Annotated in this window: 18 protein-coding genes; 5 read left to right on the forward strand and 13 right to left on the reverse strand. The window is 71.8% G+C overall.

Going from position 1 to position 22,896, the window contains the following annotated elements; all coding sequences use genetic code 11:
- Positions 1–16: 16 nt before the first annotated feature.
- From ACFY3I_RS00260 to ACFY3I_RS00270, 3 genes are read right to left on the reverse strand one after another with little or no spacing between them, the layout of a single operon-like run.
- Positions 17–1,051, reverse strand: a complete 1,035-nt coding sequence (locus ACFY3I_RS00260; protein ID WP_365286236.1) for an ABC transporter permease — start codon at positions 1,049–1,051, stop codon at positions 17–19.
- Complete coding sequence (locus ACFY3I_RS00265) at positions 1,044–2,576, reverse strand: sugar ABC transporter ATP-binding protein (protein ID WP_390858652.1); 1,533 nt, start codon at positions 2,574–2,576, stop codon at positions 1,044–1,046. The genes ACFY3I_RS00260 and ACFY3I_RS00265 overlap by 8 nt, the downstream gene beginning before the upstream one ends.
- Positions 2,573–3,643 (reverse strand): sugar ABC transporter substrate-binding protein, encoded by a 1,071-nt coding sequence (locus tag ACFY3I_RS00270; protein ID WP_390858653.1) that lies wholly within the window; start codon positions 3,641–3,643, stop codon positions 2,573–2,575. Before ACFY3I_RS00270 ends, ACFY3I_RS00265 begins: the two co-directional genes overlap by 4 nt.
- A 178-nt stretch (positions 3,644–3,821) precedes the next feature.
- Here ACFY3I_RS00270 and ACFY3I_RS00275 point away from each other — a divergent pair, with 178 nt between their 5' ends.
- Positions 3,822–4,523 carry a FadR/GntR family transcriptional regulator gene (locus ACFY3I_RS00275; RefSeq protein WP_365286379.1) on the forward strand — a complete coding sequence of 234 codons (702 nt, stop codon included), beginning with the start codon at positions 3,822–3,824 and terminating at the stop codon, positions 4,521–4,523.
- 54 nt (positions 4,524–4,577) lie between these two features.
- Here ACFY3I_RS00275 and ACFY3I_RS00280 read toward each other — a convergent pair whose 3' ends face one another.
- The 5 genes from ACFY3I_RS00280 to ACFY3I_RS00300 form a co-directional block, all read right to left on the reverse strand.
- The gene (locus ACFY3I_RS00280) at positions 4,578–7,592 is read right to left on the reverse strand and encodes an alpha-mannosidase (protein ID WP_390858654.1); all 3,015 of its coding nucleotides are present in this window, start codon (positions 7,590–7,592) and stop codon (positions 4,578–4,580) included.
- 129 nt (positions 7,593–7,721) lie between these two features.
- Entirely contained in the window at positions 7,722–8,969 is a 1,248-nt protein-coding gene (locus ACFY3I_RS00285; RefSeq protein WP_390858655.1) for a glycosyl hydrolase, read from the reverse strand.
- Positions 8,970–8,994: 25 nt separating this feature from the next.
- A complete protein-coding gene (locus tag ACFY3I_RS00290) occupies positions 8,995–9,861 on the reverse strand; it encodes a carbohydrate ABC transporter permease (protein ID WP_390858656.1) in 867 nt (288 codons plus the stop codon).
- Entirely contained in the window at positions 9,858–10,745 is an 888-nt protein-coding gene (locus ACFY3I_RS00295; protein ID WP_390858657.1) for a carbohydrate ABC transporter permease, read from the reverse strand. Before ACFY3I_RS00295 ends, ACFY3I_RS00290 begins: the two co-directional genes overlap by 4 nt.
- Positions 10,746–10,755: 10 nt before the next feature.
- Complete coding sequence (locus ACFY3I_RS00300) at positions 10,756–12,048, reverse strand: ABC transporter substrate-binding protein (protein ID WP_390858658.1); 1,293 nt, start codon at positions 12,046–12,048, stop codon at positions 10,756–10,758.
- Positions 12,049–12,310: 262 nt separating this feature from the next.
- Between ACFY3I_RS00300 and ACFY3I_RS00305 the strand changes: the two genes are divergently transcribed.
- Positions 12,311–13,321 (forward strand): LacI family DNA-binding transcriptional regulator, encoded by a 1,011-nt coding sequence (locus ACFY3I_RS00305; protein WP_365286381.1) that lies wholly within the window; start codon positions 12,311–12,313, stop codon positions 13,319–13,321.
- Positions 13,322–13,370: 49 nt separating this feature from the next.
- Here the strand turns inward: ACFY3I_RS00305 and ACFY3I_RS00310 are convergent, their stop codons facing one another.
- On the reverse strand, positions 13,371–15,746 hold the full coding sequence (locus ACFY3I_RS00310; RefSeq protein ID WP_390859397.1) for an alpha-L-fucosidase: 2,376 nt from the start codon (positions 15,744–15,746) through the stop codon (positions 13,371–13,373).
- Between the two features lie 264 nt (positions 15,747–16,010).
- On the opposite strand from ACFY3I_RS00310, the gene ACFY3I_RS00315 reads away from it, so the two are divergent.
- Positions 16,011–17,354: an amidase gene (locus ACFY3I_RS00315; protein WP_390858659.1), complete on the forward strand. Its 1,344-nt coding sequence runs from the start codon at positions 16,011–16,013 to the stop codon at positions 17,352–17,354.
- A gap of 7 nt (positions 17,355–17,361) precedes the next feature.
- On the opposite strand, the gene ACFY3I_RS00320 is transcribed toward ACFY3I_RS00315, so the two are convergent.
- Both ACFY3I_RS00320 and ACFY3I_RS00325 read right to left on the reverse strand, forming a co-directional pair.
- Positions 17,362–17,844 (reverse strand): GNAT family N-acetyltransferase, encoded by a 483-nt coding sequence (locus ACFY3I_RS00320; protein WP_390858660.1) that lies wholly within the window; start codon positions 17,842–17,844, stop codon positions 17,362–17,364.
- A 54-nt stretch (positions 17,845–17,898) separates the two neighbouring features.
- A complete protein-coding gene (locus ACFY3I_RS00325) occupies positions 17,899–18,072 on the reverse strand; it encodes a hypothetical protein (protein ID WP_365286255.1) in 174 nt (57 codons plus the stop codon).
- Between the two features lie 496 nt (positions 18,073–18,568).
- Here ACFY3I_RS00325 and ACFY3I_RS00330 point away from each other — a divergent pair, with 496 nt between their 5' ends.
- Both ACFY3I_RS00330 and ACFY3I_RS00335 read left to right on the forward strand, forming a co-directional pair.
- The gene (locus tag ACFY3I_RS00330) at positions 18,569–18,946 is read left to right on the forward strand and encodes a hypothetical protein (RefSeq protein WP_390858661.1); all 378 of its coding nucleotides are present in this window, start codon (positions 18,569–18,571) and stop codon (positions 18,944–18,946) included.
- Positions 18,947–18,971: 25 nt separating this feature from the next.
- A complete protein-coding gene (locus ACFY3I_RS00335; RefSeq protein WP_390858662.1) occupies positions 18,972–19,730 on the forward strand; it encodes an SDR family oxidoreductase in 759 nt (252 codons plus the stop codon).
- A 147-nt stretch (positions 19,731–19,877) separates the two neighbouring features.
- On the opposite strand, the gene ACFY3I_RS00340 is transcribed toward ACFY3I_RS00335, so the two are convergent.
- On the reverse strand, positions 19,878–21,371 hold the full coding sequence (locus ACFY3I_RS00340) for an SDR family NAD(P)-dependent oxidoreductase (RefSeq protein WP_390858663.1): 1,494 nt from the start codon (positions 21,369–21,371) through the stop codon (positions 19,878–19,880).
- 103 nt (positions 21,372–21,474) lie between these two features.
- Positions 21,475–22,800, reverse strand: a complete 1,326-nt coding sequence (locus ACFY3I_RS00345) for a wax ester/triacylglycerol synthase family O-acyltransferase (RefSeq protein WP_390859398.1) — start codon at positions 22,798–22,800, stop codon at positions 21,475–21,477.
- Positions 22,801–22,896: the final 96 nt, after the last annotated feature.

Raw genomic sequence — 22,896 nt, forward strand, 5'->3', positions numbered from 1 at the left:
TCGGGACGCGGGCCGTTCAGTCCTGCGCTCGTCCCGTGGTGACGCGGGCGATCATCAGGGCGACGAGGATGATGCCGCCGTAGATGGCCTGGATCCAGAACGAGGGAACCTGCGCCAGGGTGAGCAGGTTCTGTACGACACCCAGCAGGAGCACGCCGGTCAGGGCGCCGAACATGGTGCCCTTGCCGCCGTCCAGGCTGATGCCGCCGATGACCGCCGCCGCCATCACCGTGAAGATCATGTTGTTGCCCTGGTTGGCGCTGATCGCGCCGACGTAGCCCGTCTGCATGATCCCGCCGACGGAGGCGAGGACGCCCGCGACGACGGAGACACCGAGCACCACCCGGTCGACGCGGATACCGGCCGCGCGGGCCGCCTCCGCGTTGCCGCCGATGGCGTACAGGGCGCGGCCGACCCGGTGGTACCTCAGGACCAGTCCGGCCACGCCGAAGGCGACCGCGGCCAGCCACACCGACAGCGGGACCCGCAGGAAGGTGGAGGTGGCCAGGGAGAAGAACGCGTCGGGCATTCCGAACAGTGTCTTGCCCTTGGTGGCGCCGACGAGCAGCCCGCGCAGGACGATCAGCATGGCGAGGGTGACGATGAAGGCGTTGAGCTTGAACTTCACCACCAGGATCCCGTTGAAGGCGCCGATCACCCCGCCGACGACGAGGACGGCGAGGAGCGCGAGTCCGGCCGGCCATCCGGTGCCCCACCCGGACTCCGCGCTCGGCAGCACCAGCAGGGCGCCGACGGCGGGCGCGATGCCGACCACCGACTCCAGGGACAGGTCGATCTTTCCGGTGATCAGGATCAGCGACTCGGCGAGGACCACCATGGCCAGGGCCGCCGAGGCGCCCAGGATGGAGATCAGGTTCCGCTCGGTGAGGAACGAGTCGTTGACGATCGCACCGAGGATCAGCAGCACCAGCAGCGCTGGAACGAGGGCGAGTTCGCGGACCCTGCGGAGCAGCACGGTCTTGGCGGCGCGGGCGTCGGGGACGCGCAGGGGACCGGCCGTCGAGGCCGACGGGGCCTTCGTGTCAGCCATGGTCCACTCCTTCGGCCGGGGAGCCGGCTCCTGCGGGCATCGAGTCCACTCCTTCTATGGAGGCGATCAGCTCGTGGTCACGCCAGCCGGCCGGGTGCTCGGCGACGACGCGACCGTGGAAGAGGACGAGGACGCGGTCGCAGCGGCGCAGGTCGTCGAGTTCGTCGGAGACGACCAGGACCGCCGTGCCGTCCTCGCGTGCGTTGTCCATGCGGGCGAGCAGCGACTGCTTGGACTTCACGTCGACGCCCGCGGTGGGGTTGATGAGCACGAGCAGCCGGGGGTCGGAGGCCAGGGCGCGGGCCATGACGACCTTCTGCGCGTTGCCGCCGGACAGGTCGGAGACGGGCTGCTCGGGTCCCTCGGCGTGGATGTCGAGGCGTTCGATCAGCTCCTCGGCGAAGCGGCGCCTGCGGTCGCGGGCGACGAACCCGAAGCGGCCGAGCCGGTCCAGGACGCTCATGGTGGCGTTGTCGCCGATGCTCATCCCGAAGACCAGCCCCTGTCCGTGCCGGTCCCGCGGCACGCAGCCGACACCGGCCTGCAGCGCGGCCCGCACGTCGCCGAACGGCAGCGGCTCACCGTCGAGTCGCGCGGAGCCCCCGGTCGGCGTGTACAGCCCGGCGAAGGACTCGGCCAGCTCGATCTTGCCGCTGCCGCTGGACCCGGCGATCCCCACGACCTCGCCCCGGCGCACGGTCAGGTCGATGTCCCGGTACGACGGCGAGGTCAGCCCGCGCGCGTCCAGCACCACGGGCGACCCGTCCGCCACCGCGTCGCGGCCGTGGTCCTGTTCGGCGATCGACTCCCCCGCCATGGCCTCCACCAGGGCCCGGCGCGGGAGATCGGCGACGGGCGCGGTGGTGATCCAGCGGGCGTCGCGCAGCACGGTGACGGTCTGGCAGACCTCGTAGACCTCCTGGAGGTGGTGGGAGATGAACAGGAAGGTGACGCCCGAGTCCTGGAGCGCCCGCATCCGGCTGAACAGCCGCTCGATCTCCCGGTTGTCGAGCTGGGCGGTCGGCTCGTCGAGCACGATGAACCGGGCGCCGAAGCTCAGCGCCCGCGCGATCTCGACCATCTGGCGGTCCTCGACCTTGAGGTCGGCGGTCCGCGCCTCGGGGTCGACGCGGACGTCCCAGGTGTCGAGGAGTTCGGCCGCCTCGCGCCGCAGCCGCCGCCAGCCGATGAGACCCCGGTGCAGCGGCTGCCGGTTGATGAACAGGTTCTCGGCGACCGTCAGCTCCGGTACGACGGTCGGCTTCTGGTAGACGCAGGCGACCTTGCTCCGCCAGGCGTCCCGGTCGGTGAGCGGGGGCGCGGGTTCGCCGTCGAAGCGGACCGTGCCCTCGTCCGGGGCCTGGAGGCCGGTGAGGACGGTGACCAGGGTGGACTTGCCGGCGCCGTTGCGGCCGACGAGGGCGTGGGACTCGCCGGGCAGCACGGTGAGCCGGCCGTCGGCGAGGGCGACGGTGGGGCCGTACCGCTTGACGATGTCCCGGGCCTCTACGAGTGGCGTGCTCATTTGACCGTGTTGCCCCACAGCTTCGGGTCGTCCACGTTGTCCTTGGTGACGAGCGGCGCGGGCAGCTGGTCCTCCAGGATGCCGCTGGGCAGCTTGACGATCGTGGAGTCGTGGTCGGTCGGACCGGGCTTGAACGTCTTCCCCTCCATCGCCGCCTTGATGTAGTACATGCCGTACTTGGCGTAGGCGTCGGCGGGCTGGGAGACGGTCGCGTCGATCTCGCCCTTGCGGATGGCGTCGAACTCCTGCGGGATGCCGTCGTTGGAGACGATCGCTATGTGCCCGCTCTGCCCGGCCGTCCTGAGCATGCCCTTGGACTTCAGGGTCTGCAGGGTCGGCGCCAGGTAGACACCGCCGGCCTGCATGTAGATGCCCTTGATGTCGGGGTTGGCGTTCAGCAGGGTGTCCAGCTTGGAGGCGGCGGTGTCGGACTCCCACTTGGCGGGGATCTCCAGCACCTTGAGCTTCGGGTACTTCGTCTTCACGCAGGTGCGGAACGCCTCGGAGCGGTCCCGGCCGTTGACCGAGGCGAGGTCGCCCATGATCTGCACGACCTTGCCGCTGGTGACGTGCTGGCCGAGGTACTCGCAGGCCTTGGTGCCGTAGGCCACGTTGTCGGCGCGCACCACCATGGCGACCTTGCCCTTGTCGGGCGCCACGTCCACGGCGACCACCGGCACGCCCTTGCGTTCGGCCTGGTCGAGTCCGGCCTCGATGGCCGCGCTGTCCAGCGGGGCGACGACGAGCCCCTTCACGCCCTGGTTCAGCTCGTTGTTGATGTCGGTGATCTGCTGCGACGGGTCGCTGTTGGAGTTCACCGTCTTCAGCGCCTCGACGCCCTCCGACGTCGCCATCTTGGGTACGTAGTCGTTGTACGACTGCCAGAACGGCGAGGTCAGCAGGGGCAGGATCACCCCCACCTTGCCGGTTCCGCCGCCTCCGGCGCTGCCGCTGCCGGTGTCCTTCGTGCTGCCGCACGCGGCGAGCGCGAGCGAGGCGCCGACGGCCACGGCCGTCGCGCCGATGATCCGGGACCTGTTCCGCTTCCTCAGTGTTCTGCCGGGCATCTGGCAGCTCCTCATCGAGCGTGTTCGAGCAGATGCCCGCATACTTATCAGACCACTCGGCGCTTTCAACACCCTCCGAACACGGTTTTTCCGTGAATCAAGCCGTAGTGGTCGGACCACATCGCTGATTAGACTGCGGCGCACCGGCGACAGGAGGAACGGCGTGGACGCGAGCGGTGTGGACGAGGCGGCCCCTCAGAAGGGCACGGTGACGCAGCGCGCCATCGAGCGGATCAAGGAGATGATCGGCGAGGGCCGCCTGGAGCCGGGCCAGCGACTGCCGACCGAACGGGACCTCGCCGCGCAACTGGGCATGTCCCGCAGCTCGATGCGGGAGGCGATCCGCGCCCTGACCGTCCTCGGCGTGCTGGAGGCCCGGCACGGCTCCGGCATCTACGTCACCCAGCTGGAGGCGGGCGACCTGCTGGAGACGTTCGGGGTGGTCGCCGACCTGTCCCGCGGGCCGCAGCTGGTGGAGCTGCTGGAGGTACGGCGGGTCCTGGAGTCGACGGCCACCGCGCTGGCCGCCGCACGGATCACGGCGGACCAGCTGGCCGAGGTGGAGAAGCACCTGACGGCGATGAACGCGACGGACGATCCCGAGGAGATCCTCGCGCACGACCTCGCGTTCCACCGCGTGATCGCCGGGGCGGCCGGCAACGACACGATGGCCGCGATCCTGGAGGGCCTGTCGTCGCGGACCTTCCGGGCACGGGTGTGGCGGGGCTACGAGGAGGAGGGGGCGTTCGCCCGGACACGGCGCGAGCACGCCGCCATCCACCGGGCCCTCGTCGCCCGTGACCCGGAGGCGGCGAGGGCCGCGGCGGCGGCGCATGTGGGTGAGGTGGAGGAGTGGCTGCGCACACAGCTCGGGGATTAGCGCTGTACGGCGAGCGCGCCCGAGTGGGGGTTGGGCGCGCAGTTCCTCGCGCCCCTAAAGGGGCGTGAAGCGCAGCGTCTTCAGTTCGAACGGACGGAGTCGCAGCTTCACGCTGCCGCCCACGAGTTCCACCCGCTCCGGCAACGGCCGCTCCAGCAGGTCCGTCGCGCTGACGCCCGCGACCTCGAAGTCCGCCGTCAGTGTCGCGTGGGCCCGGCCGCCGTGGGCCTCGTGGAAGCGGACGACCACGTCGCCGCTGCCGTCGTCCGCCAGCTTCACGGCGGTGACGACCACCGCGTCGTCGTCGACGGTGACCAGCGGGGCCACCTCCTGGCCGCCCGTCACCCGGCGCTCCGGCAGGTTGATCCGCCAGCCCTCGCGCACCGCGTCCGCGATGCCCGCGCCCGGGACCAGTGCGTGCCGGAAGCGGTGCACGCCCTGGTCTGTCTCGGGGTCGGGGAAGCGCGGGGCGCGCAGCAGGGAGACGCGGACCGTGGTCGTCGTGCCCCGGTCGCCGTCCGTGCGGACCGCGCGGGTCACGTCGTGTCCGTACGTCGAGTCGTTGACGACCGCCACGCCCCAGCCGGGCTCCTCCAGGTGGACGAAGCGGTGGTTGCAGGCCTCGAACTTCGCCGCCTCCCATGAGGTGTTGGTGTGGGTGGGCCGGTGGAAGTGGCCGAACTGGGTCTCCGACGCGTAGCGTTCGGCGTGCAGGTCCAGCGGGAAGGCCAGTTTCAGGAACTTCTCCGTCTCGTGCCAGTCCACCTCCGTGTCGATCACCAGGCGCCGCTCCCCCGGCGACAGCGACAGCACCTGGGTGACGCGGGAGGAGCCGAAGGACCGGGTGATCCGGACCGAGCGGCCGTCCGTGCCGGCCGTCAGCTCGTCGATGCCGGTGAGGTCCGTGACCGCGTTGCGGTAGAACGCGTCGACGTCCCAGGCGTCCCACATGTTCGGGAAGTCCGGGTGGAGCTGGAGCAGGTTGGCGGCCGTGCCGGGGGCGACGGTCTCACGGCCGACGACGAGGTCGTACGCGGACACCACCAGGCCCCGGGCGTCGATCTCGATCCGGAGCAGACCGTTGGAGAGGGTCCGGCCGCCCTCCGGGCGCTCCGAGACCGTCACCTCGCCGGCCGGCGCCGCCGCGCCCGCGCCCAGGGCCGGCACGCCGTCGCGGGCGTGCGGCGCCGCGTTGAACAGGAGCGGGCGGTCGCCCTCGCCCGCCAGGGCGCGCTGGGCCGCCTCGATGATCGCGTCGAGTTCGGCGGCGAGCCGCCGGTAGGTGGCGCGGGCCTCGCGGTGCACCCAGGCGATCGACGAACCGGGCAGGATGTCGTGGAACTGGTGGAGCAGGACCGTCTTCCAGATCCGGTCCAACTCCTCGTAGGGGTAGACGAATCCGGTGCGCACCGCGGCCGTCGCCGCCCACAGCTCGGCCTCCCTCAGGAGGTGTTCGCTGCGCCGGTTGCCCTGCTTGGTCTGCGCCTGGCTGGTGAGGGTGGCGCGGTGCAGTTCGAGGTAGAGCTCGCCCACCCAGACGGGCGGGTCCGGATAGTCGGCCTCCGCCTTCTCGAAGAACTCCCGAGGCGTCTCCCAGACGACCGCGGGCGAGCCCTCCAGGTCCCGTACCCGGGCCGCCTTCGCGACCATCTCCCGGGTCGTGCCGCCCCCGCCGTCGCCCCAGCCGGTCGGGGCGAGCGAGTGCCGGGCCCGGCCCTTGTCCTTGAAGTTGCGGGTGGCGTGGGCGAGTTCGCTGCCCTTCATGGAGCAGTTGTAGGTGTCGACGGGCGGGAAGTGGGTGAAGATCCGGGTGCCGTCGATGCCCTCCCACTGGAAGGTGTGGTGGGGGAACTTGTTCGTCCGGGACCAGGAGATCTTCTGGGTGAGGAGCCGGGAGGCGCCCGCCGCCCGGATGATCTGCGGGAGCCCGGCGGCGAAGCCGAAGGTGTCCGGCAGCCACGCCTCGTCGTTCTCGATGCCGAACTCGTCCAGGAAGAAGCGTTTCCCGTGCACGAACTGACGGGCCATCGCCTCCGATCCCGGCATGTTGGTGTCCGACTCCACCCACATCCCGCCGGCCGGCACGAACCTGCCGTCCGCGACCGCCTTCTTGACCCGCGCCCACACCTCGGGCCGGTGGTCCTTCACCCACGCCCACTGCTGCGCCTGGGACATGGCGAACACGAAGTCGGGCTCGTCCTCGATGAGGGCGGTCATGTTGGCGGTGGTGCGGGCCACCTTGCGGACCGTCTCGCGCAGCGGCCACAGCCACGCCGAGTCGATGTGCGCGTGGCCGACCGCGCTGATCCGGTGCGCGGACGGCGCGGCGGGGACGGACAGGACGCCGGCGAGCCGGGAACGCGCGGACTCCGCGGTGCCGTTGACGTCCTGGAGATCGACCGCGTCCAGGGCCGCCTCGACCGCCCGCAGGATCTCCCAGCGGCGCGGGCCGTCCGCCGGGAGTTCGGCCATCAGCTCGCCGAGCACCTCCAGGTCGATCACCAGGTTCCACACGGTCTCGTCGAAGACGGCGAGGTCCATCCGGGTGAGTGTGTACTGCGGCTCGTGTCCGGCGGTGTCCTTGTCGCCCAGCCGGGTGGGCCGGAAGGGGTGGTAGTCGAGGATGACGGGGTTGGAGGCGGCCTCGACGTGCAGCCGCACCTGTTCGCCGCCCGCCACCGGGGCGCCGATCCTGACCCACTGGTTGCGGGGGTTGAGGCCCTTCACGGGGGTGCCGTCGGGCCGGTAGACCAGGCCCTCGCACTGGAAGCCGGGCATGTTCTCGTCGAAGCCGAGGTCGAGCAGGGCCTCCACGGTCCGGCCCGCCCACTCCTCGGGGACGGTCCCGGTCACCCGGAACCAGCTGGTGCCCCACGGAGCACCCCACCGCGCGCCGACCTCGATCGGCCCGGGCTCGGCGGCGAGCCCCTCGGCGACCGGGACGGGTTCGCCGGGCGCGTGCCACACGGCGACGTCGAGCGGCACGGACTCGGGGTACACGGCGGGGCGGATGCGCTCGTCGAGGACGCGCCTGAGGCGGGCTTCCACCAAGCTGCGGTCGTCATGCATGCGGGTGCTCCGTTTGTTCGTTACCGGTTGCCGAAGGTGTGCGTGACGGTCACGGGGGCCGCCGAGGTCTACTGCTCCCCTACCGCACGCGCTTCGAACCGTGCCGTCGCCTCGGGGCTGTGCGGGGGTTCACGAGCGGGTGCCTCCGGGTGGGGTGGGGAGTACCTGATCGGGAGTGACGACCTCGGTGATGCCGCGCGCGGTGAGGTGGTCCCGGTCCTGCGCGCGGGTGTCGAGGACGGTGGTGGGGCGGGCGCCGTCCGCGGCGAGCCGGAACCAGGCGTCGAAGACGGGCCCGCCGGGCGCGGACCGGGAGCGCCGGGCCCGGTCGGAGGGCACGACGAGTGCCGTGCCGCGCGTGCCTGGCGTCGTCGGCTCGGCGGCCGCGAGGACGTGGGCCAGGTCCTTGGGTTTGCGGTCGTTGGTGAACAGGCCGAGCCCGTATTCGAGTTCGGGGAAGTCGGCGAGGCTGCGGCTGACGTCGTGCGAGCACCACCAGGTGACGCCCCACAGGTCGGGGCAGTCCAGTACGGCGGTGAGGGTCGCCTCGGTGAACGCGGCGGCGTGCTCGGCGGGGATCAGCGGCGCGGGCGCGCCCACCTCCTGGAGCCATACCGGCCGGTGCGGTTCCTCGGCCCAGGCCTTGCTCAGCTCCACCAGGTAGGCGGCGTGCTGCTCGGTCTGCGGGGCGCTGCGGCCGTGCCGCTGGGCGGTGCCGTCGAACACCCAGGAGTGCACGGCGGTGAGGTCGCCGAGCCGGGCCGAGTGGGCGGGGGTGAAGGGCTGGTCGTCCTGGTACCAGGCGGCGTCGTAGGAGGCGTGCAGGTGCAGTTTGCCGGGGGCGGCCTCGGCGCAGGCGGCCAGCAGCCGGGTCAGCCAGCGCCCGGCCTCCTCCTCGGTGGCCCGGTCGGGGTCCGGATGCGGGCCCGCGGCGAACTGGTTGACCTCGTTGCCGATGGTCATCCCGATGAAGTTGGGCCGGTCCGCGAGGGCCGCGGCGAGGGCGCGCAGGTAGGCGGCCTCTCCCGCCACGACGTCCGGGTCGGTGAAGAGGTTGCGCCGGTGCCAGGTCCGGGTCCAGGCCGGCAGGAAGTCGAAGCTGCTCAAGTGCCCCTGCAGGCCGTCCACGTTGACGTCGAGTCCGCGTTCGGCGGCCGCGTCGGCCAGCGCGACCAGCTGCTCGACCGCGCGCGGCCGGATCAGGGTGCGGTCGGGCTGGAAGTAGGGCCACAGCGGGAAGACCCGGATGTGGTCGAGTCCGAGGGTGGCGATGGAGTCGAGGTCGGCGCGTACGGAGTCCAGGTCGAAGTCGAGCCAGTGGTGGAACCAACCTTCGCTGGGGGTGTAGTTGACGCCGAAGCGCACGGCCGGGGGCATGCGGTCTCCTTGCGGGAACGGGGGTTCAGCCCTTGACGGCGCCTTCGCCGACCCCGCGGAAGAAGTACCGCTGCAGGCAGGCGAACAGGGCGATGAGCGGGGCCACGGCGATCACGGTGCCGGCGGCGACGAGGCGTTCGTCGTTGGCGAAGGTGCCGTGCAGGTAGTTGAGGCCGATGGTGAGCGTGAACCTTGATGGGTCGCTGAGCACGATCAGGGGCCAGAGGAAGTCGTCCCAGGCGCCCATGAAGGCGAAGATCGCGACGACGGCGACGGTGCCCTTGACCGAGGGCAGGGCGATCCGCCAGAACCGCTGCCAGACGTCGGCGCCGTCGACGTAGGCCGCCTCCTCGATCTCGTAGGGCAGGTTGAGGAACGCGTTGCGCATCAGCAGGACGTTCAGGGCGCCGATGGAGCCGGGCAGGACGACACCGATCAGGGTGTTGTTGAGGCCGAGTTCCCGCATGGTGGTGAACTGGGCGATGATGATCCCCTCCACCGGCACGAGCATCGCGAGGACGAAGACCAGGGTGGCCGCGCGGCGGCCCCGGTAGCGCAGCCGGGCCAGCGCGTACCCGGCGAGCGCGGAGCCGACGCAGTTGGTGACGACGCTGGCGCTCGCCACCTTCAGCGAGTTGAGGGCGTAGTCCCACACGGGGATGGTGTCGGCGACCCGCTGGTAGTTGTGCAGGGTGGGGTGCTCGGGCAGGAAGCTCGGGGGCGAGCTGAAGATGTTCTCGGTCGGCCCCTTGAGCGAGGTGGACAGCTGCCACAGGAAGGGCCCGACGGTGACCGCCAGCACGAGCAGCAACAGGAGGTAGCGCAGCACCAGTTCGCCGACGCCGATGCGATGGCCGTGCTCGTCGGTGAGGCGGCCCCGGGTGGCGTTCACGGGCGGTCCCTCCGGTCGGCGCGCAGCACGAGCAGCATCAGCGCGACGGTGACGGCGAAGACGACCACGGAGAGCGCCGATGCGTAGCCCACCCGGCCGGTGAGTCCGGTGCCGGTGCGCTGCACGAGCATCACCAGCGTGGTGTCCTCGCCGGCCGGGCCGCCGTCCGGACCCGCCATCAGGTACACCTCGGAGAACACCTTGAAGGCGGCGACCGAGGAGAGTGCGGCCACCAGCACCATCGTGGAGCGCACGGCGGGCACGGTGACGGAGAGGAAGCGGCGCACCGGACCCGCGCCGTCCACGGCGGCGGCCTCGTGCAGTTCGCGTGGGACGTTGGCCAGCGCCGCGAGATAGATGATCATGTAGTAGCCGAGGCCCTTCCAGACCGTGACCGCCATCGCGCTCAGCAGGAGCAGCCACTGGTCGCTGAGGAAGCCGATCCGGCCGATCCCGACCGTCTCCAGCAGCGAGTTGACCAGGCCGCGTTCGTCGAGCAGCCAGACCCAGACGAGCCCGACCACGACGATCGAGGCGACGACCGGGGTGTAGAAGGCGGACCGGAAGAAGGTGATGCCCGGGATGTTCTTCTGCACCAGCAGCGCGAGCAGCAGCGGCAGCAGGACGAGGGCGGGCACGACCACGACGACGTAGAGGGTGCTGTTGCGCAGGCCGGTCCAGAACATGTCGTCGTGGATCAGCTCTTGGAAGTTGGCGAGGCCGACGAACCGGCCGGGGATCAGGGTGCGGCGGTCGGTGAAGGAGTTGACCACCGTGGAGACGAACGGGTAGAGCACGAAGGCGCCGACGACCAGCAGCCCGGGAGCGGCGAACAGCCAGGGACTGGTGGGCAGCTGACGCCGCACGCGGGACACGCCGGCCACGGCCCGCCCCTCAGCCCTGCTGCCGGAGCAGCTGGTCGCAGGCCTTGACAGCGTTGTCCAGAGCCGCCTTGGGGCTCTCCTTGCCCTGGAGGGCCTTGGCCACCTCGTTGCGCAGGGCGGTCTTCATCTGGTCGCTGAACAGCACCGGCGTGTAGTTGACGGCCGTCTTCAGGGACTTGGCGGCGGCGATCCGCACCCGGGTCTCGTCGGTGCCGTCCTCCTTGGTGAAGTACGGGTCGTCCAGGGAGCCGGCGGTGCTGGGGAAGATGGCGACCTGCTTGGCGAAGGTCATCTGGTTCTGGGCGTCGGTCACGAAGTGCGCGAAGGCGACGGAGGCGGCGGTGTGCCTGGTCCGGGAGTTGACCATCACGCCCATCACGTACATGTTGGCGTGTCCGGTGCTGGTGATCTGGTCGGTGATGCCGATGTTCTTGTACAGGTTCGGCGCCTGCTTCTTGAAGTTGTCGAGGTCGAGGGCGCTGCCGGGGTTCATGGCGACGGCCTCGGTGAGGAACTTCTTGCCCGAGGACTCCGGGGTGGCGGTGAGCGCCTGCGGGTCGAGCGCCTTGGCGTCGTACAGCTCCTTGTACTTGGTGAGCATGTCGACCCCCTTGGCGTCGTTGAAGGCGAACCGGGTGCCCTTCTCGTCCATCAGCTCGACGCCGTAGCGTCCGAAGTCCTCGATGGTGGGGACGTTGGCGAGGGTGGCGACCTTGCCGTCGCTCTTGTGCGCCATCGTCAGGGCGTCGGCGAAGAGGTCGTCGTAGGTCTTCGGCGGCTGCGCGGGGTCGAGGCCGGCCTGCTGGAACAGCGCCTTGTTGTAGAAGAGCGGCCCGGTGTTGAGGTACCAGGGGAAGGCGTACGTGCCGCTCATCCCCGGTATCCGGTGGCCGGCCCAGGCCCCGTCCAGGTACTCGGACCTGTACTTGGCCGCGGCCTTGTCGAGGTCGAGCGCGAGGCCCGCCTTGGCCAGCGGGGCGACGAGGTCCGGGGAGACGTTGACGACGTCGGGCAGGGTGCCGCCGGCCGCGTCCGCGCTGATCTTGTCGGCGTAGCCCTCGGCGGGCTGGTCGATCCACTTCACGTGGGTGTCCGGGTACTTCTTCTCGAAGTCCGCGACCAGGCCCTCGAAGTAGGGCTTGAAGTTCGCGCGCAGGTTCCAGGTCTGGAAGGTGATGTCGCCCTCGACCTTGCCGGAGGCGTCGGTGGAACCGCCGCCGTCCGCCCCGGAACCGCAGGCGCTCAGCGGCAGGGCTAGGACGGCGGCAGCGGCGATGGCGAGGGCTCTGCGGGAGATGCGCATGGTCCGTTGCTCCTTTGCAGCGGGGCGGCCGAAGGTGCCGGGCCAGACCTTGCACGCCGATTTGGCGACGCGTCAATGGATTCGGCGGAGCTAAAGTCATTAGTGGCTCAAAACCCCTGCTCAGTCGGGTGTTGTGAGGGTATTGCGGGCGATCGCTAATGCGCTTTAGGGTGTTCGAACTCAAGCGCATTAGCAGATCGCCGCCCCCACCGATCGAGGAGACGAGTTGGCGGAGAAGCCCCGCCCCGCGCGCCGGCCGACGATGAAGGACATCGCGCGCAGGTCCGGGGTCTCCGAGAGCGCGGTCTCCTTCGCGCTCAACGACCGCCCGGGGGTCTCGGAGACCACCAGGGCCCGGGTGCACCGGGTCGCCGAGGAACTCGGCTGGCGGCCCAGCACGGCCGCCCGCGCCCTGTCCGGGGAGGGCGCGGCCACGGTCGGCTTCGTCCTGGCCCGTCCCGCGCACTCGCTGGGCGTGGACTCCTTCTTCCTCCAACTGGTCTCCGGCATCCAGGAGGTGCTCGCCGAACGCCATCTCGGCCTGCTCTTCCAGATGGCGGAGGACGTGGCCGACGAGTGCGCGGTGTACCGCCGCTGGTGGGCGGAGCACCGCGTGGACGGCATCCTGGTGGTGGACCCGCGCGCCGAGGATCCCCGCCCCGGCCTGCTGGACGAACTCGGCCTGCCCGCCGTGGTGATCGGCGGTGCCCCCGACGAACGCCATCCCGGTCTGTCGACGGTGTGGGCGGACGACGCGGCCGCTATGGCGTCCGTGGTCGACGAGCTGACGGCGCTGGGCCACCGCAGGATCGTGCACATCGCGGGCTTGCCCGGCCTCGCCCACACCCAGCGGCGGATCCGCACGCTGCGCGCCGAAGCGGACGGCCGGGGCCTGTCCGAGGTCCGCTCGGTCACCACCGACTACTCCGACGCCGAGGGCGCGGCCGTCACCCGCCGGGTCCTGCGGGCGGCCGAGCCGCCGACGGCCCTGATCTACGACAACGACGTGATGGCGGTGGCCGGGGTCGCGGCCGCCGCCGAACTCGGCCGCTCGGTCCCGGCCGACGTCTCGGTGGTCTCCTGGGAGGACTCGGCCCTGTGCCGCATGGTCAAGCCGTGGCTGTCGGCGCTGTCCCGGGACAGCGCCGAGTTCGGCCGGGTGGCCGCGCGTGAACTCACGGCCCTGCTGGACGGCGGTGCGGCCCGGGCGGTGCGGGTGCCGGTGCCCCGGCTCACGGTACGGGGCAGCACGGCACCCGCGGCCCGTTCCTAGTGCTGTGACCGGCGGGAGCGCCGCGAACGCCGCCGGTGCGGTCGCCGCCTCAGCGCTGCCACTCCACCTTGAAGACCCAGGCGTGCCGTCCCGCCCGCCGGGCCGCTTCGGGTACGTCGATCACCAGGGCTCCGCCCGAGACGGTCCAGGTCAGCGGCCGGTGGTGACCGAGCATGGTCACCTTGTCGCCGGCCCGGACCGGTATCGGCGCCTCGACGGTGAGCCTGGCGCCGGGCCGGGTCAGGGAGTGGATGTAGAAGGCCTCGTCGGGGCGGACGGTGAACCGGAGGTCCTCGCCGAGCTGGGCGGTGCGCGACCAGTAGGTGGTGCCGTAGATCGCCTCGCCGTTGACCGCGAGCCAGGCGCCGGTCTCCCGCAGCCGGGTCTGCATGATCTCCGGGATGGTGCCGTCGGCGCGCGGACCGATGTCGAGCAGGAAGTTGCCGTTCTTGGAGACGATGTCGACCAGGGTGTGCACCACCTCCTCGGTGCTCATGTAGGCGTCGTCCGGGGTGGCCCGGTTGTAGCCGTAGCTGCGCGGGTCCAGACCGCGGCTGGCCTCCCACTTGGCGACGACCGTGTCGGCGTACGTCGCGTACTCGGGCGTGGTGAAGTCGTGGAAGCCGATGCCCGAGCGGTCGTTGACGGTCACGTCGACGGGACGGGCCCGGTTCTTGGCGTGGTTGAAGTACTCGGCGAGGACGTGGACGCTGTCGTTGTCGCCGCCGATGTCGCACCAGATGATCTCCGGGTCGTAGCCGTGGATCAGTTCGAGCATCTGCGGGGCCTGGAGGTCGCGCACGTAGTCCTTGCCGGAGGTGTATCCGGTGTACGGCAGCGGCTCCAGCGTGTACGGGTTGCGCGGGGCGTGCCCCATCCAGGGGCTGTCGGGGTTGAACCACTCGGGCATGGAGAAGTACAGGCCGCGGTGGAGTTCGGGCGTGTACCGGCGGGAGGCCTGGAACAGCTCCCCGACCAGGTCCCGCCTCGGCCCCATGCGCACGGAGTTGCGGTCGGAGACCTTGGTGTCCCACAGGGCGAAGCCCTCGTGGTGCTTGGAGGTCAGCACGTGGTACTGGGCACCCGCGTCCCGGAACAGCTCCACCCACGCCCGCGGGTCGAACTTCTCGGCGGTGAACCGCGGGATGAAGTCGTCGTAGGCGAAGTCCTCGCCGTAGGTGTCCCGGTGGTAGGCGTAGGTGGGGTTTCCCGGGTCCTGCATCTGGTCCCAGTACCACTCGGCGTACTGCACCCCGACCGGCGCCCACGCGGGCACCGAGTACACGCCCCAGTGGATGAAGATGCCGAACTTGGCCTCGTTGAACCAGTACGGAGCCCGGTGACCGGCCAACGATCCCTCGGTGGGCTGGTAGTCGGCGGTGCCCAGCGTCAACGGGCGGCGGCTGGCGACCACTTGTGTGCCGCGTCCGTGGACGCTGACCGTGCCGTCCCGCACGGTGCCGGGCGCGGTGCCGGCGCGGCCGCGGATGCCGATCCGCACCCGGGCCTGTTCACCGGGGTCCAGGCGGCGGATGCGGGCGGGCTCCACGGTACGGGCGCCGGGGACGTCGACGCGGACGGACACCGCGTCGCGGGCCAGGACGGCGACGGTGCCCGCGTTGACGACGGTGGCCTCGACGCTCTGGGCCCCGGTGGCGTCCAGCAGGGAGGCGGTCGAGCGGGCGTCGCGCAGGGCCAGCGCGCGCCCCTGGGCGACGGGCTGGAGGGAGAGCGCGAAGACGTGCAGGGCGGTCCTGCCGGCCTCGGCCGGGTTGGTGACCGGCAGGGTGATGCCGACGGCCTCGCGCCGCGGGTCGATCCACACCTCCGAGGTGCCGATGCCGACGCCGTGCTGGTCCTTGCCGCCGCCGGGCAGGTAGCGGTACGGCGCCGCCAGGGAGCCGCCGACGGCGTACCAGTCGCCGCCGCTCAGACCGGCGGTGGTGGTCGTGCCGTCGGCGTAGTGGACGGTGGCCCGGCCGGCGGCGTTTCCGTAGCTGCCTGCGGTGAGGAAGACGGCCGACAGGTAGTGGCCCTCGGGGAGGTCGACGCGCTGGCCGAGCGCGACAACGTTGTTCCCGGCGCCCGCCGCGGCGGCGGGGAAGTCGAAGGGGACGCCGTCGACCTCGACCCGGCCGGCCGGGAGTTCCTCGCCGGGGAAGGTGTAGCCGGAGCCGTCGAAGTCACCGCCCGGGGCGTCGGCGGTGTCGATGCCGTCGTTGTCGTAGAGGGCGTCGAGGGGCACGGGGACCGCGGCGGGCACGGGAGCCCACGGCGTGGCTGCGTCCGCCGCGGCGGGCGTGCCGGGACGTGGACCGGCCGCTTCGGCGGCATGGGCCGGGGTGGTCGCGGCGAGCGGCAGGGCGGCCGCCGTGACGGCACCCGCGGCGGTGCCCAGAACCTGGCGTCTTGGAAGGGGAGACATGCTCATGCGCGGCTCCATTCATCGGATGTCTGATGATTGAGCGGGCCCAGAATCCTGTCAATGGGGTGTGCGGGAGCGTGAGTTGAGACAGTGGTCGGATGACCCGTAGGGGCCGGGCGGACATCGGCGGGCGGCCCGCGGCACATGACGGCCCACTCCGTCGGCGGACCCGGCGCGGATGCTCTCGACGCGGCGCCCGCCGCGCGGCAGAGTGCCGTTCCGTACCGACGAGTAAGCCTGTTTCCCGCACCCTGAGGAGCGCCCGTGACCAACTGGGCCGGCCGGACCGCCGCAGACATCGCCGCCGCCGTACGCGAGGGCCGGGTCACTCCCCGTCAGGTGGTGGCAGAGCACCTGGAGCGGATCGCGCGGCTCGACGGGCGGATCGGCGCGTTCCGCAAGGTCCGGGCCGAGGCGGCGCTCGCCGAGGCCGACGAGGTCGCGTCCCGCGCCGACCTGGCCGGACTCCCGCTGGCGGGCGTGCCGTTGGCCGTCAAGGACAATCTGGCGGTGCGCGGCGAGGCACACCTGGACGGGTCGGCGGCGACGCCGGACACGCCCGCCGACACCGACCACGCCACCGTGGCCAGGATGCGGGCGGCGGGCGCGGTGGTCGTGGGGCTGACGAACGTGCCGGAACTCTGCGTCTTCGGTACCACCGACGGGATCCACGGCATCGCCCGCAACCCGTGGGACACGCGGCGCAGCGCGGGCGGTTCCTCGGGCGGCAGCGCGGCCGCGGTCGCCGCCGCGCTGGCGCCGATCGCCCTCGGCAACGACGGCATGGGCTCGTTGCGCATTCCTGCGGCCAACTGCGGGCTGGTCACGATCAAGCCGGGCTTCGGAGTGGTGCCGGCCGGGATCGGCCACGGCGACTGGTTCGGCATGTCGGAGAACGGGCCGCTGGCCACCACCGTCGAGGACGCCCGGCTGGTGCTCTCGGTCCTGGCCGGAAAGGAGTTCGCGCGGAGCACGGCGGCCACCGGCCTGAAGATCGCCGTCTCACGGCGCAGTCCGCTGGTCGGGACGGCGGTGAGCAGGCCGTATACGAACGCGGTGGCACAGGCGGCCGGGCTGCTCGAAGGCGCCGGACACCGGGTGCGGCGGGCCGAGCCGCCGTACCCGGCGTCGATCGGCCTCACCGCGCTCCGGCACTGGACCGCGGGGACGGCCGTGGACGCGGCCGACCTCGATCCGGCGCTGCTGACCCGGCGGACCCGGGTGCACGCGGCGATCGGCCGCCGGTTCCTGAGCGGGGTCCGGGTGAGCGACTCCCGGGACCGGCTGCGCGACCGGCTCACCCCGTTCTTCGCCGAGTACGACGTGCTGCTCACCCCGGCGCTGGCGCGCCGCGCCCCGGAGGCCGCCGCCTGGCACGAGCGCGGCTGGCTGCGCAACGCGCTGGCCGGCTCCAACTACTCGCCGTTGACCCCGGCGTGGAACCTCACCGGCTGGCCGGCGATGTCGGTGCCGCTCGGCGAGCTGCCCTCCGGCGCGCCGTGCGCCGTCCAGCTGGTGGGGCGGCCGGGCTCGGAGGCGGTCCTGCTGTCGGTGGCCCGGACCCTGGAGACCCTGCGGCCCTGGCGGCGGACGGCACCCGTCGAGTAGGGGGCCCTCACAGGGCGCGGTACATGATGTGCAGGCCGACCGCCCCGTGCCGGGGGTGGTCGAAGGCCGCCGGGACCGTGCCGAGGATCGTGAAACCGAGGGAGGCCCACAGGGCGACCGCGGGGTTGGTCTCGACGACGGCGTTGAAGACCATGGCCCGGTAGCCGTGCGCCCGGGCCTCGGCCAGGACGTGCCCGGCGAGGGCCCGCCCGACGCCCTGGCCGCTCCGGTCGGGGTCGACCATGAAGCCGGCGTTGGCGACGCCCGCGGCGGGACCGCCGTAGTTGGCGGTGAGGTAGGCCGAGCCCACGACGGTTCCGGTGGGGTCCTCGGCGACGTACACACGTTTCGCGGGACTCATCCACAGGGCGCGGGCCGCCTCCTCGGAGGTGTCGGGGTCCCAGCCGTACGTCTCGGCGGCGGCGACGATCCGGTGCCAGAAGGGCCAGATCTGCGGCCAGTCGGCCGCGGTTGCTGCTCTGATCAGCATGGGCGTGAGTCCCGCACGCCCATGCGTCGGCGATCGCGGATCACCAGCCGGTGGTCAGTCCACACTCGGCAGGATGTGGGGCTCGGCAAGGTCGTCCTCGTAGCCCGCCAGCCGGATCGGGGCGGACCGCGCCCACACGTCGAGGCTGCCGAGTTGTCCGGGCCGGCGGCCCGAGCGCTCCGTGCGTTCCTTGGGGCGCTGCTCGATGTTCGTCTTCTCCGGTGTCACCGCGCACTCCTTATGAGTCGGTCACCCTCGGGGCGTACCGGACGGTCTGCGTTCCGGTGCTCGGCGCCCGGCGCCCGCTCGGGTCTGTGTGGAAGGCAAGTTCGGACGCGGTGGCGCCGGTACCTCGGAAGAGAGCAGGCCGTTGTCGACCGGCTTTCCCGGGACGGACCGTGGGTGTGGGTGGGACCCCTTGTTGCTGCCCGTCCACTACAGATTAACCAAATGAGCGCAGCCCCGCTCGATAGGGAGTGCAAACAAGGTGTAACTATCGCGAGTCGGAGCACACCACAGGCGCCCCTTAATACATACTTTTGTAACATTCTGCCCTGTTTGCGCTCCACCCGCACGAGCAGACTTCCGAACACTTGCACGAATACACGAATAGCACGGCCTCGCTCTCTCACAGGCTGTGCAGTTCAGGTTGCGTTGGCCGGGTCGAAAACTCGGCATGATCCGATGGCCCAGGACAACGGCTGTCTCGCGGAAGGACTGACGCATGGAGCTGCGCAGCGTCGAGGAGCTGATGGATCTGCTGTACGGCTGCCGGCACCAGCGCGCGCTGCGTACCGCGGCCCTGCTGCGCCGCAGCCGCCCCGCCGACAAGGAACTCCAGGTCGCGGGCCTGGTGCACGGCATCGAGGAACTGCTGGGTCCCGCCGACGGCGCCGCGCGCGCGGTACGGCACCTGCTCGGCGAGCGGGTGTACCGCCTGGTGCGCGGGGACGGCGCCCCCGCCGACGACGACGTGCTGCGACTCCGGCAGGCCGACGAGGAGAGCCGCGCCGCGGGGTTCGACGCCGGCGTCCTGGAGGACTGGCGGACCGTCCTGGAACTGGTCGCCACGCGCAACTCCCGCCTCGGGGCTGTTGACTGACGGTTCGTCATGAGACGGTACGGCGATGACGTCGTCGTACGGGCTCAGGGGCAGGGCGGCCGTCGTCACCGGCGGCACGCGTGGGATCGGGCGGGCGGTCGCCGAGGCGCTCACGGCGGCCGGGGCGCTGGTGTGCGTGAGCGCGCGGGACGCGGACGAGGTCCGGCGTACGGCCGCGGAGCTGGGCGGGACCGGGCTGGCCGGCAGCGTCGCCGAGCCGGAGCACGCCCGGGAGCTGACCCGGCTGGCGCTCGACGAGTTCGGCCGTCTCGACATCCTGGTCAACAACGCGGCGACCAATCGCCCCTACGGACCGCTCATGGACGCCGATCTCGGCGTGTGGCGGGACGCGTTCACGGTCAACGTCGAGGGACCGCTGCGGCTGACGCAGTGCGCGTGGCGGGGCTGGATGCGCGAGCACGGCGGCTCGGTGGTCAACATCTGCACGGAGGGCGCCGCGCATGTCGGCCCGGACGTGGGCGCGTACGGCACCAGCAAGGCGGCGCTGCTGCATCTGACCCGGCAGCTGGCGGGGGAACTGGCACCCGGGGTGCGGGTGAACTCGGTGTCGCCCGGGCTCGTGCGCACGGAGATGGCCCGGTTCATGTGGGAACCGAGGGAGGCGGAGATCGCCGCCGGCCTCCCGCTCGGGCGGATCGGGGAGCCTGCGGACGTGGCCGGGGCCGTGCTGTGGCTGTGCTCGGACGCCGCGGGGTGGGTGACCGGAGCGGACCTGGTGGTCGACGGCGGCACCCGGGTACGGGCGGCGCGTGTCCCCAGGTGAGGGGGTTGCCGGGGCACCCCGGCACCCCGGCCCTCCGGCCTGAGGCTGGGGGAGGAACCGCGCGGAGAAGTCCCCCGGACGCCCGCCCCGCCACGACCCGGCCCCTCGCGGCCTCGCCGCGGGGAGCCGGTGACGATCAGGCGGGATCTACCACTTGCCGGGCTCGTAGTCCTTCAGGAAGACCCCGTACACGTCCTCGCCCTGCTCGCCGCGCACCACCGGGTCGTAGACGCGGGCCGCGCCGTCGACCAGGTCGAGGGGTGCGTGGAAGCCGGCCTCGGCCAGGCGCAGCTTGTCGTAGTGCGGGCGCTCGTCGGTGATCCAGCCGGTGTCCACGGAGGTCATGAGGATGGAGTCGGTCTCGAACATCTCCACCGCGCTGGTCCGTGTGACCATGTTCATGGCAGCCTTGGCCGCGTTGGTGTTCGGGTGCCCGGCGCCCTTGTAGCCGCGGCCGAAGACACCCTCCATCGCCGAGACGTTCACGACGTACGCCCGTCCGCGCGCCGCCCGCTTCGCGGCCGCGGCCATGGCCGGCCGCAGCGCGCTGATCAGGATGAACGGCGAGGTGTAGTTGCAGAGCTGGGTCTCCAGGAGCTCGACCGGGGAGATCTGGTCGATGGTCTGCACCCAGGTGTTGGAGTCGACCACGTCCGGGACGAGACCGCCCGCGTCGATGGCGGTGCCGTCGAGGTGCCGGGCGACGCTCGCGTTGCCCGCGACCAGCGCCAGGTCGGCGACCTGCTGGGCGTCGAGTCCGCTGGTGCCGAGCGGAAGCGCGGCGAGGCCGTCCACGGCACCCGAGTTGAAGGCGCCGATGACCTGGTGGGCGGGGAGCTCACCGGCGGGCAGCGGGGCGCTCTCCCCCTCGACCAGGGCCGCGTAGGCCGAGGGCAGCCGCCGTACCGTCTGGGTGGCGTTGTTGATCAGGATGTCGAGCGGACCCGCGGCGGCGACCTGCTCCGCGAGGGCGACCGCCTGGGCCGGGTCGCGCAGGTCGATGCCGACGACCTCCAGGCGGTGCAGCCAGTCCGCGGAGTCCTCCATCGCCTTGAAGCGGCGGATGGCGTCCTTCGGGAACCGGGTGGTGATCGTGGTGTGCGCGCCGTCCCGCAGCAGCCGCAGCGCGATGTACATGCCGATCTTGGCACGGCCGCCGGTGAGCAGGGCGCGCTTGCCGGTCAGGTCGGCGCGGACGTCCCGCTTGGCCCGGTTCAGGGCCGCGCAGTCCGGGCAGAGCTGGTGGTAGAAGTAGTCGACCTCGACGTAGCGGCTCTTGCAGGTGTAGCAGGAGCGCGGGCGCTGGAGTATCCCGGCGATCCTGCCCTCCTCGGTCCGCGAGGAGGGCAGCAGGCCCTCGGTCTCGTCGTCGATGCGCTGGGCGGAGCCGGTCGCGGTGGACTCGGTGACCGACTTGTCGTGCGCGGTCTTGGCTGCCCGGCGCTCCTGGCGGCGGCGCTGCTTGACCGTGCGGTAGACACCGGCCGTGGCCCGGCGCACCGCGATGGCGTCCGGGTGGTCGACCTCGAGCCCGTCCAGCTCGTCTAGCACGCTGAGGCAGACGGCGAGCCGCTCCGGGTCGATGCCCGGGCCGTAGACCACCTGGTCCTCGGCCGTCGGGCCGTCCTGTGTCACCGTCATCGCGCTGCCGTTTCCCTGATCCACCAGCGGCGCTCCGACTCGCGCCCGCTTTCGAAAAGGGGATTTTACGGATCGCCCGGCCCTTCCTCCAAACCCGACCGCATCATGGATCGCAGACCGAGATCAGCGAGTCGACCTCGTCGGTCACCGCGCGGGCGAGCACGTCGAGGTCGGGGACGGCGGCCGCGTCCGCGACGAGGCCGTAGTGCACCTGGTTGCGGTAGGTGGAGATGGCGACCGCCAGGGACTGACCGGGCGCCAGCGGGGCCAGCGGGTAGACGGCCGTCAGTGGCTGTCCGCCCAGGCGCAGCCCGATGCCGGGCAGCGGGACGCTGGTGACCAGGATGTCGAACCACAGCCGGGCCGCCTGGCCGACGAGCGGTCCGCCGATCCGGTGCCCGAGGGCGGGCACGTGGTCGGCGAGCAGCGCGACGGCACCGGCGCCCCGGTTGGGGCCGGCGTCCTTGTTGCGGACCATCGCCGTGCGGACGCGGTCGAGGCGGGCGAGCGGGTCGGGGTTGTCGACCGGAAGCCGTATCAGGTAACCGGAGAGCCGGTTGCCCTGTGGGGTGACGGTGCGCGGGCGGCGCCTGGAGACCGGGATCAGGGCACGCGGGGCGACGCCCTCGGTGGACACGCCCCGCTCCTCAAGCCAGCGGCGCAGCGCGCCGGCGATGACCGCGATGAGGACGTCGTTGACGGTGCCGCCGACGGCCTTGCGGACCCGGTGCACGTCGTCGATGTCCAGGTCCACGCCGGCGATGCTGCGGGTGCCGGAGGGCTCGGAGCGCAGCGCGGCCGACGAGCTCACCCCGAGCGCGGACAGCGCGACGGAGGCACCGATGTCCAGGGCCCGGCCCACGTCCGAGAGCGCGCCGCGCACCAGCTCCGGCACCCGGCGCACGTCCGGCAGCGCGAGCCGCGCGGGCGGCGCCTCGATGGGGCGGGGCGCGCGCTCGGGCAGGTCGAGCGGGTCCATGACGCCGGCGGCCAGCTTGAGGGCGCGCAGCCCGTCGGCCAGGGCGTGGTGGAACTTGAACAGCACCGCGAAGGACACGCCGTCCTCGCCGGGCAGCACGTGCGCCTCCCACGGCGGCCGCCCGCGCTCCAGCGGGCGTTGCATCAGCCGGCCGGCGGCGGCGTGGAAGTCGTCGGTCGGGGCGTGCAGCCGCACGTGGTCGAGGGGATCGAAGTCCGGTGCGGGCTCACGGGCGGCGCCGCCGAAGCCGTGCGGCTGCCAGACGTCCCTGATGCGCATGCGCAGTCCGGGCACGGCGGCGGCCCGGGCCGCGAGCAGGTCGGCCGCGTGGGCGCCGGCGGTCGGCGAGTGCGCCGAGAAGACGCCCAGCGCACCGAGGTGCATCGGGTGCCGGTCGGACTCGATGTTCCAGAACGCCAGATCGAGGGGGGCCAGGAGGTCAGCGGTCACAGTCATCAAGAAGGGTGCCTCGCGTCGACGGAGGGGGAATCAGCAGTCAAACGCCGACACCTGATTACGGTCAAGTACGATCACGCTACACACAGT

It is taken from the genome of Streptomyces sp. NPDC001068, assembly GCF_042897315.1.
GTDB lineage: Bacteria > Actinomycetota > Actinomycetes > Streptomycetales > Streptomycetaceae > Streptomyces.

Bases quoted from the DNA above. Each gene is read 5' to 3' on its own strand.
- ACFY3I_RS00320 (WP_390858660.1), bottom strand. From the start codon at position 17,844: ATGCTGATCAGAGCAGCAACCGCGGCCGACTGGCCGCAGATCTGGCCC.
- ACFY3I_RS00310 (WP_390859397.1), bottom strand. From the start codon at position 15,746: ATGTCTCCCCTTCCAAGACGCCAGGTTCTGGGCACCGCCGCGGGTGCC.
- ACFY3I_RS00265 (WP_390858652.1), bottom strand. From the start codon at position 2,576: ATGAGCACGCCACTCGTAGAGGCCCGGGACATCGTCAAGCGGTACGGC.
- ACFY3I_RS00270 (WP_390858653.1), bottom strand. From the start codon at position 3,643: ATGCCCGGCAGAACACTGAGGAAGCGGAACAGGTCCCGGATCATCGGC.
- ACFY3I_RS00340 (WP_390858663.1), bottom strand. From the start codon at position 21,371: ATGACGGTGACACAGGACGGCCCGACGGCCGAGGACCAGGTGGTCTAC.
- ACFY3I_RS00300 (WP_390858658.1), bottom strand. From the start codon at position 12,048: ATGCGCATCTCCCGCAGAGCCCTCGCCATCGCCGCTGCCGCCGTCCTA.
- ACFY3I_RS00280 (WP_390858654.1), bottom strand. From the start codon at position 7,592: ATGCATGACGACCGCAGCTTGGTGGAAGCCCGCCTCAGGCGCGTCCTC.
- ACFY3I_RS00285 (WP_390858655.1), bottom strand. From the start codon at position 8,969: ATGCCCCCGGCCGTGCGCTTCGGCGTCAACTACACCCCCAGCGAAGGT.
- ACFY3I_RS00335 (WP_390858662.1), top strand. From the start codon at position 18,972: ATGACGTCGTCGTACGGGCTCAGGGGCAGGGCGGCCGTCGTCACCGGC.
- ACFY3I_RS00260 (WP_365286236.1), bottom strand. From the start codon at position 1,051: ATGGCTGACACGAAGGCCCCGTCGGCCTCGACGGCCGGTCCCCTGCGC.
- ACFY3I_RS00305 (WP_365286381.1), top strand. From the start codon at position 12,311: ATGAAGGACATCGCGCGCAGGTCCGGGGTCTCCGAGAGCGCGGTCTCC.
- ACFY3I_RS00330 (WP_390858661.1), top strand. From the start codon at position 18,569: ATGGAGCTGCGCAGCGTCGAGGAGCTGATGGATCTGCTGTACGGCTGC.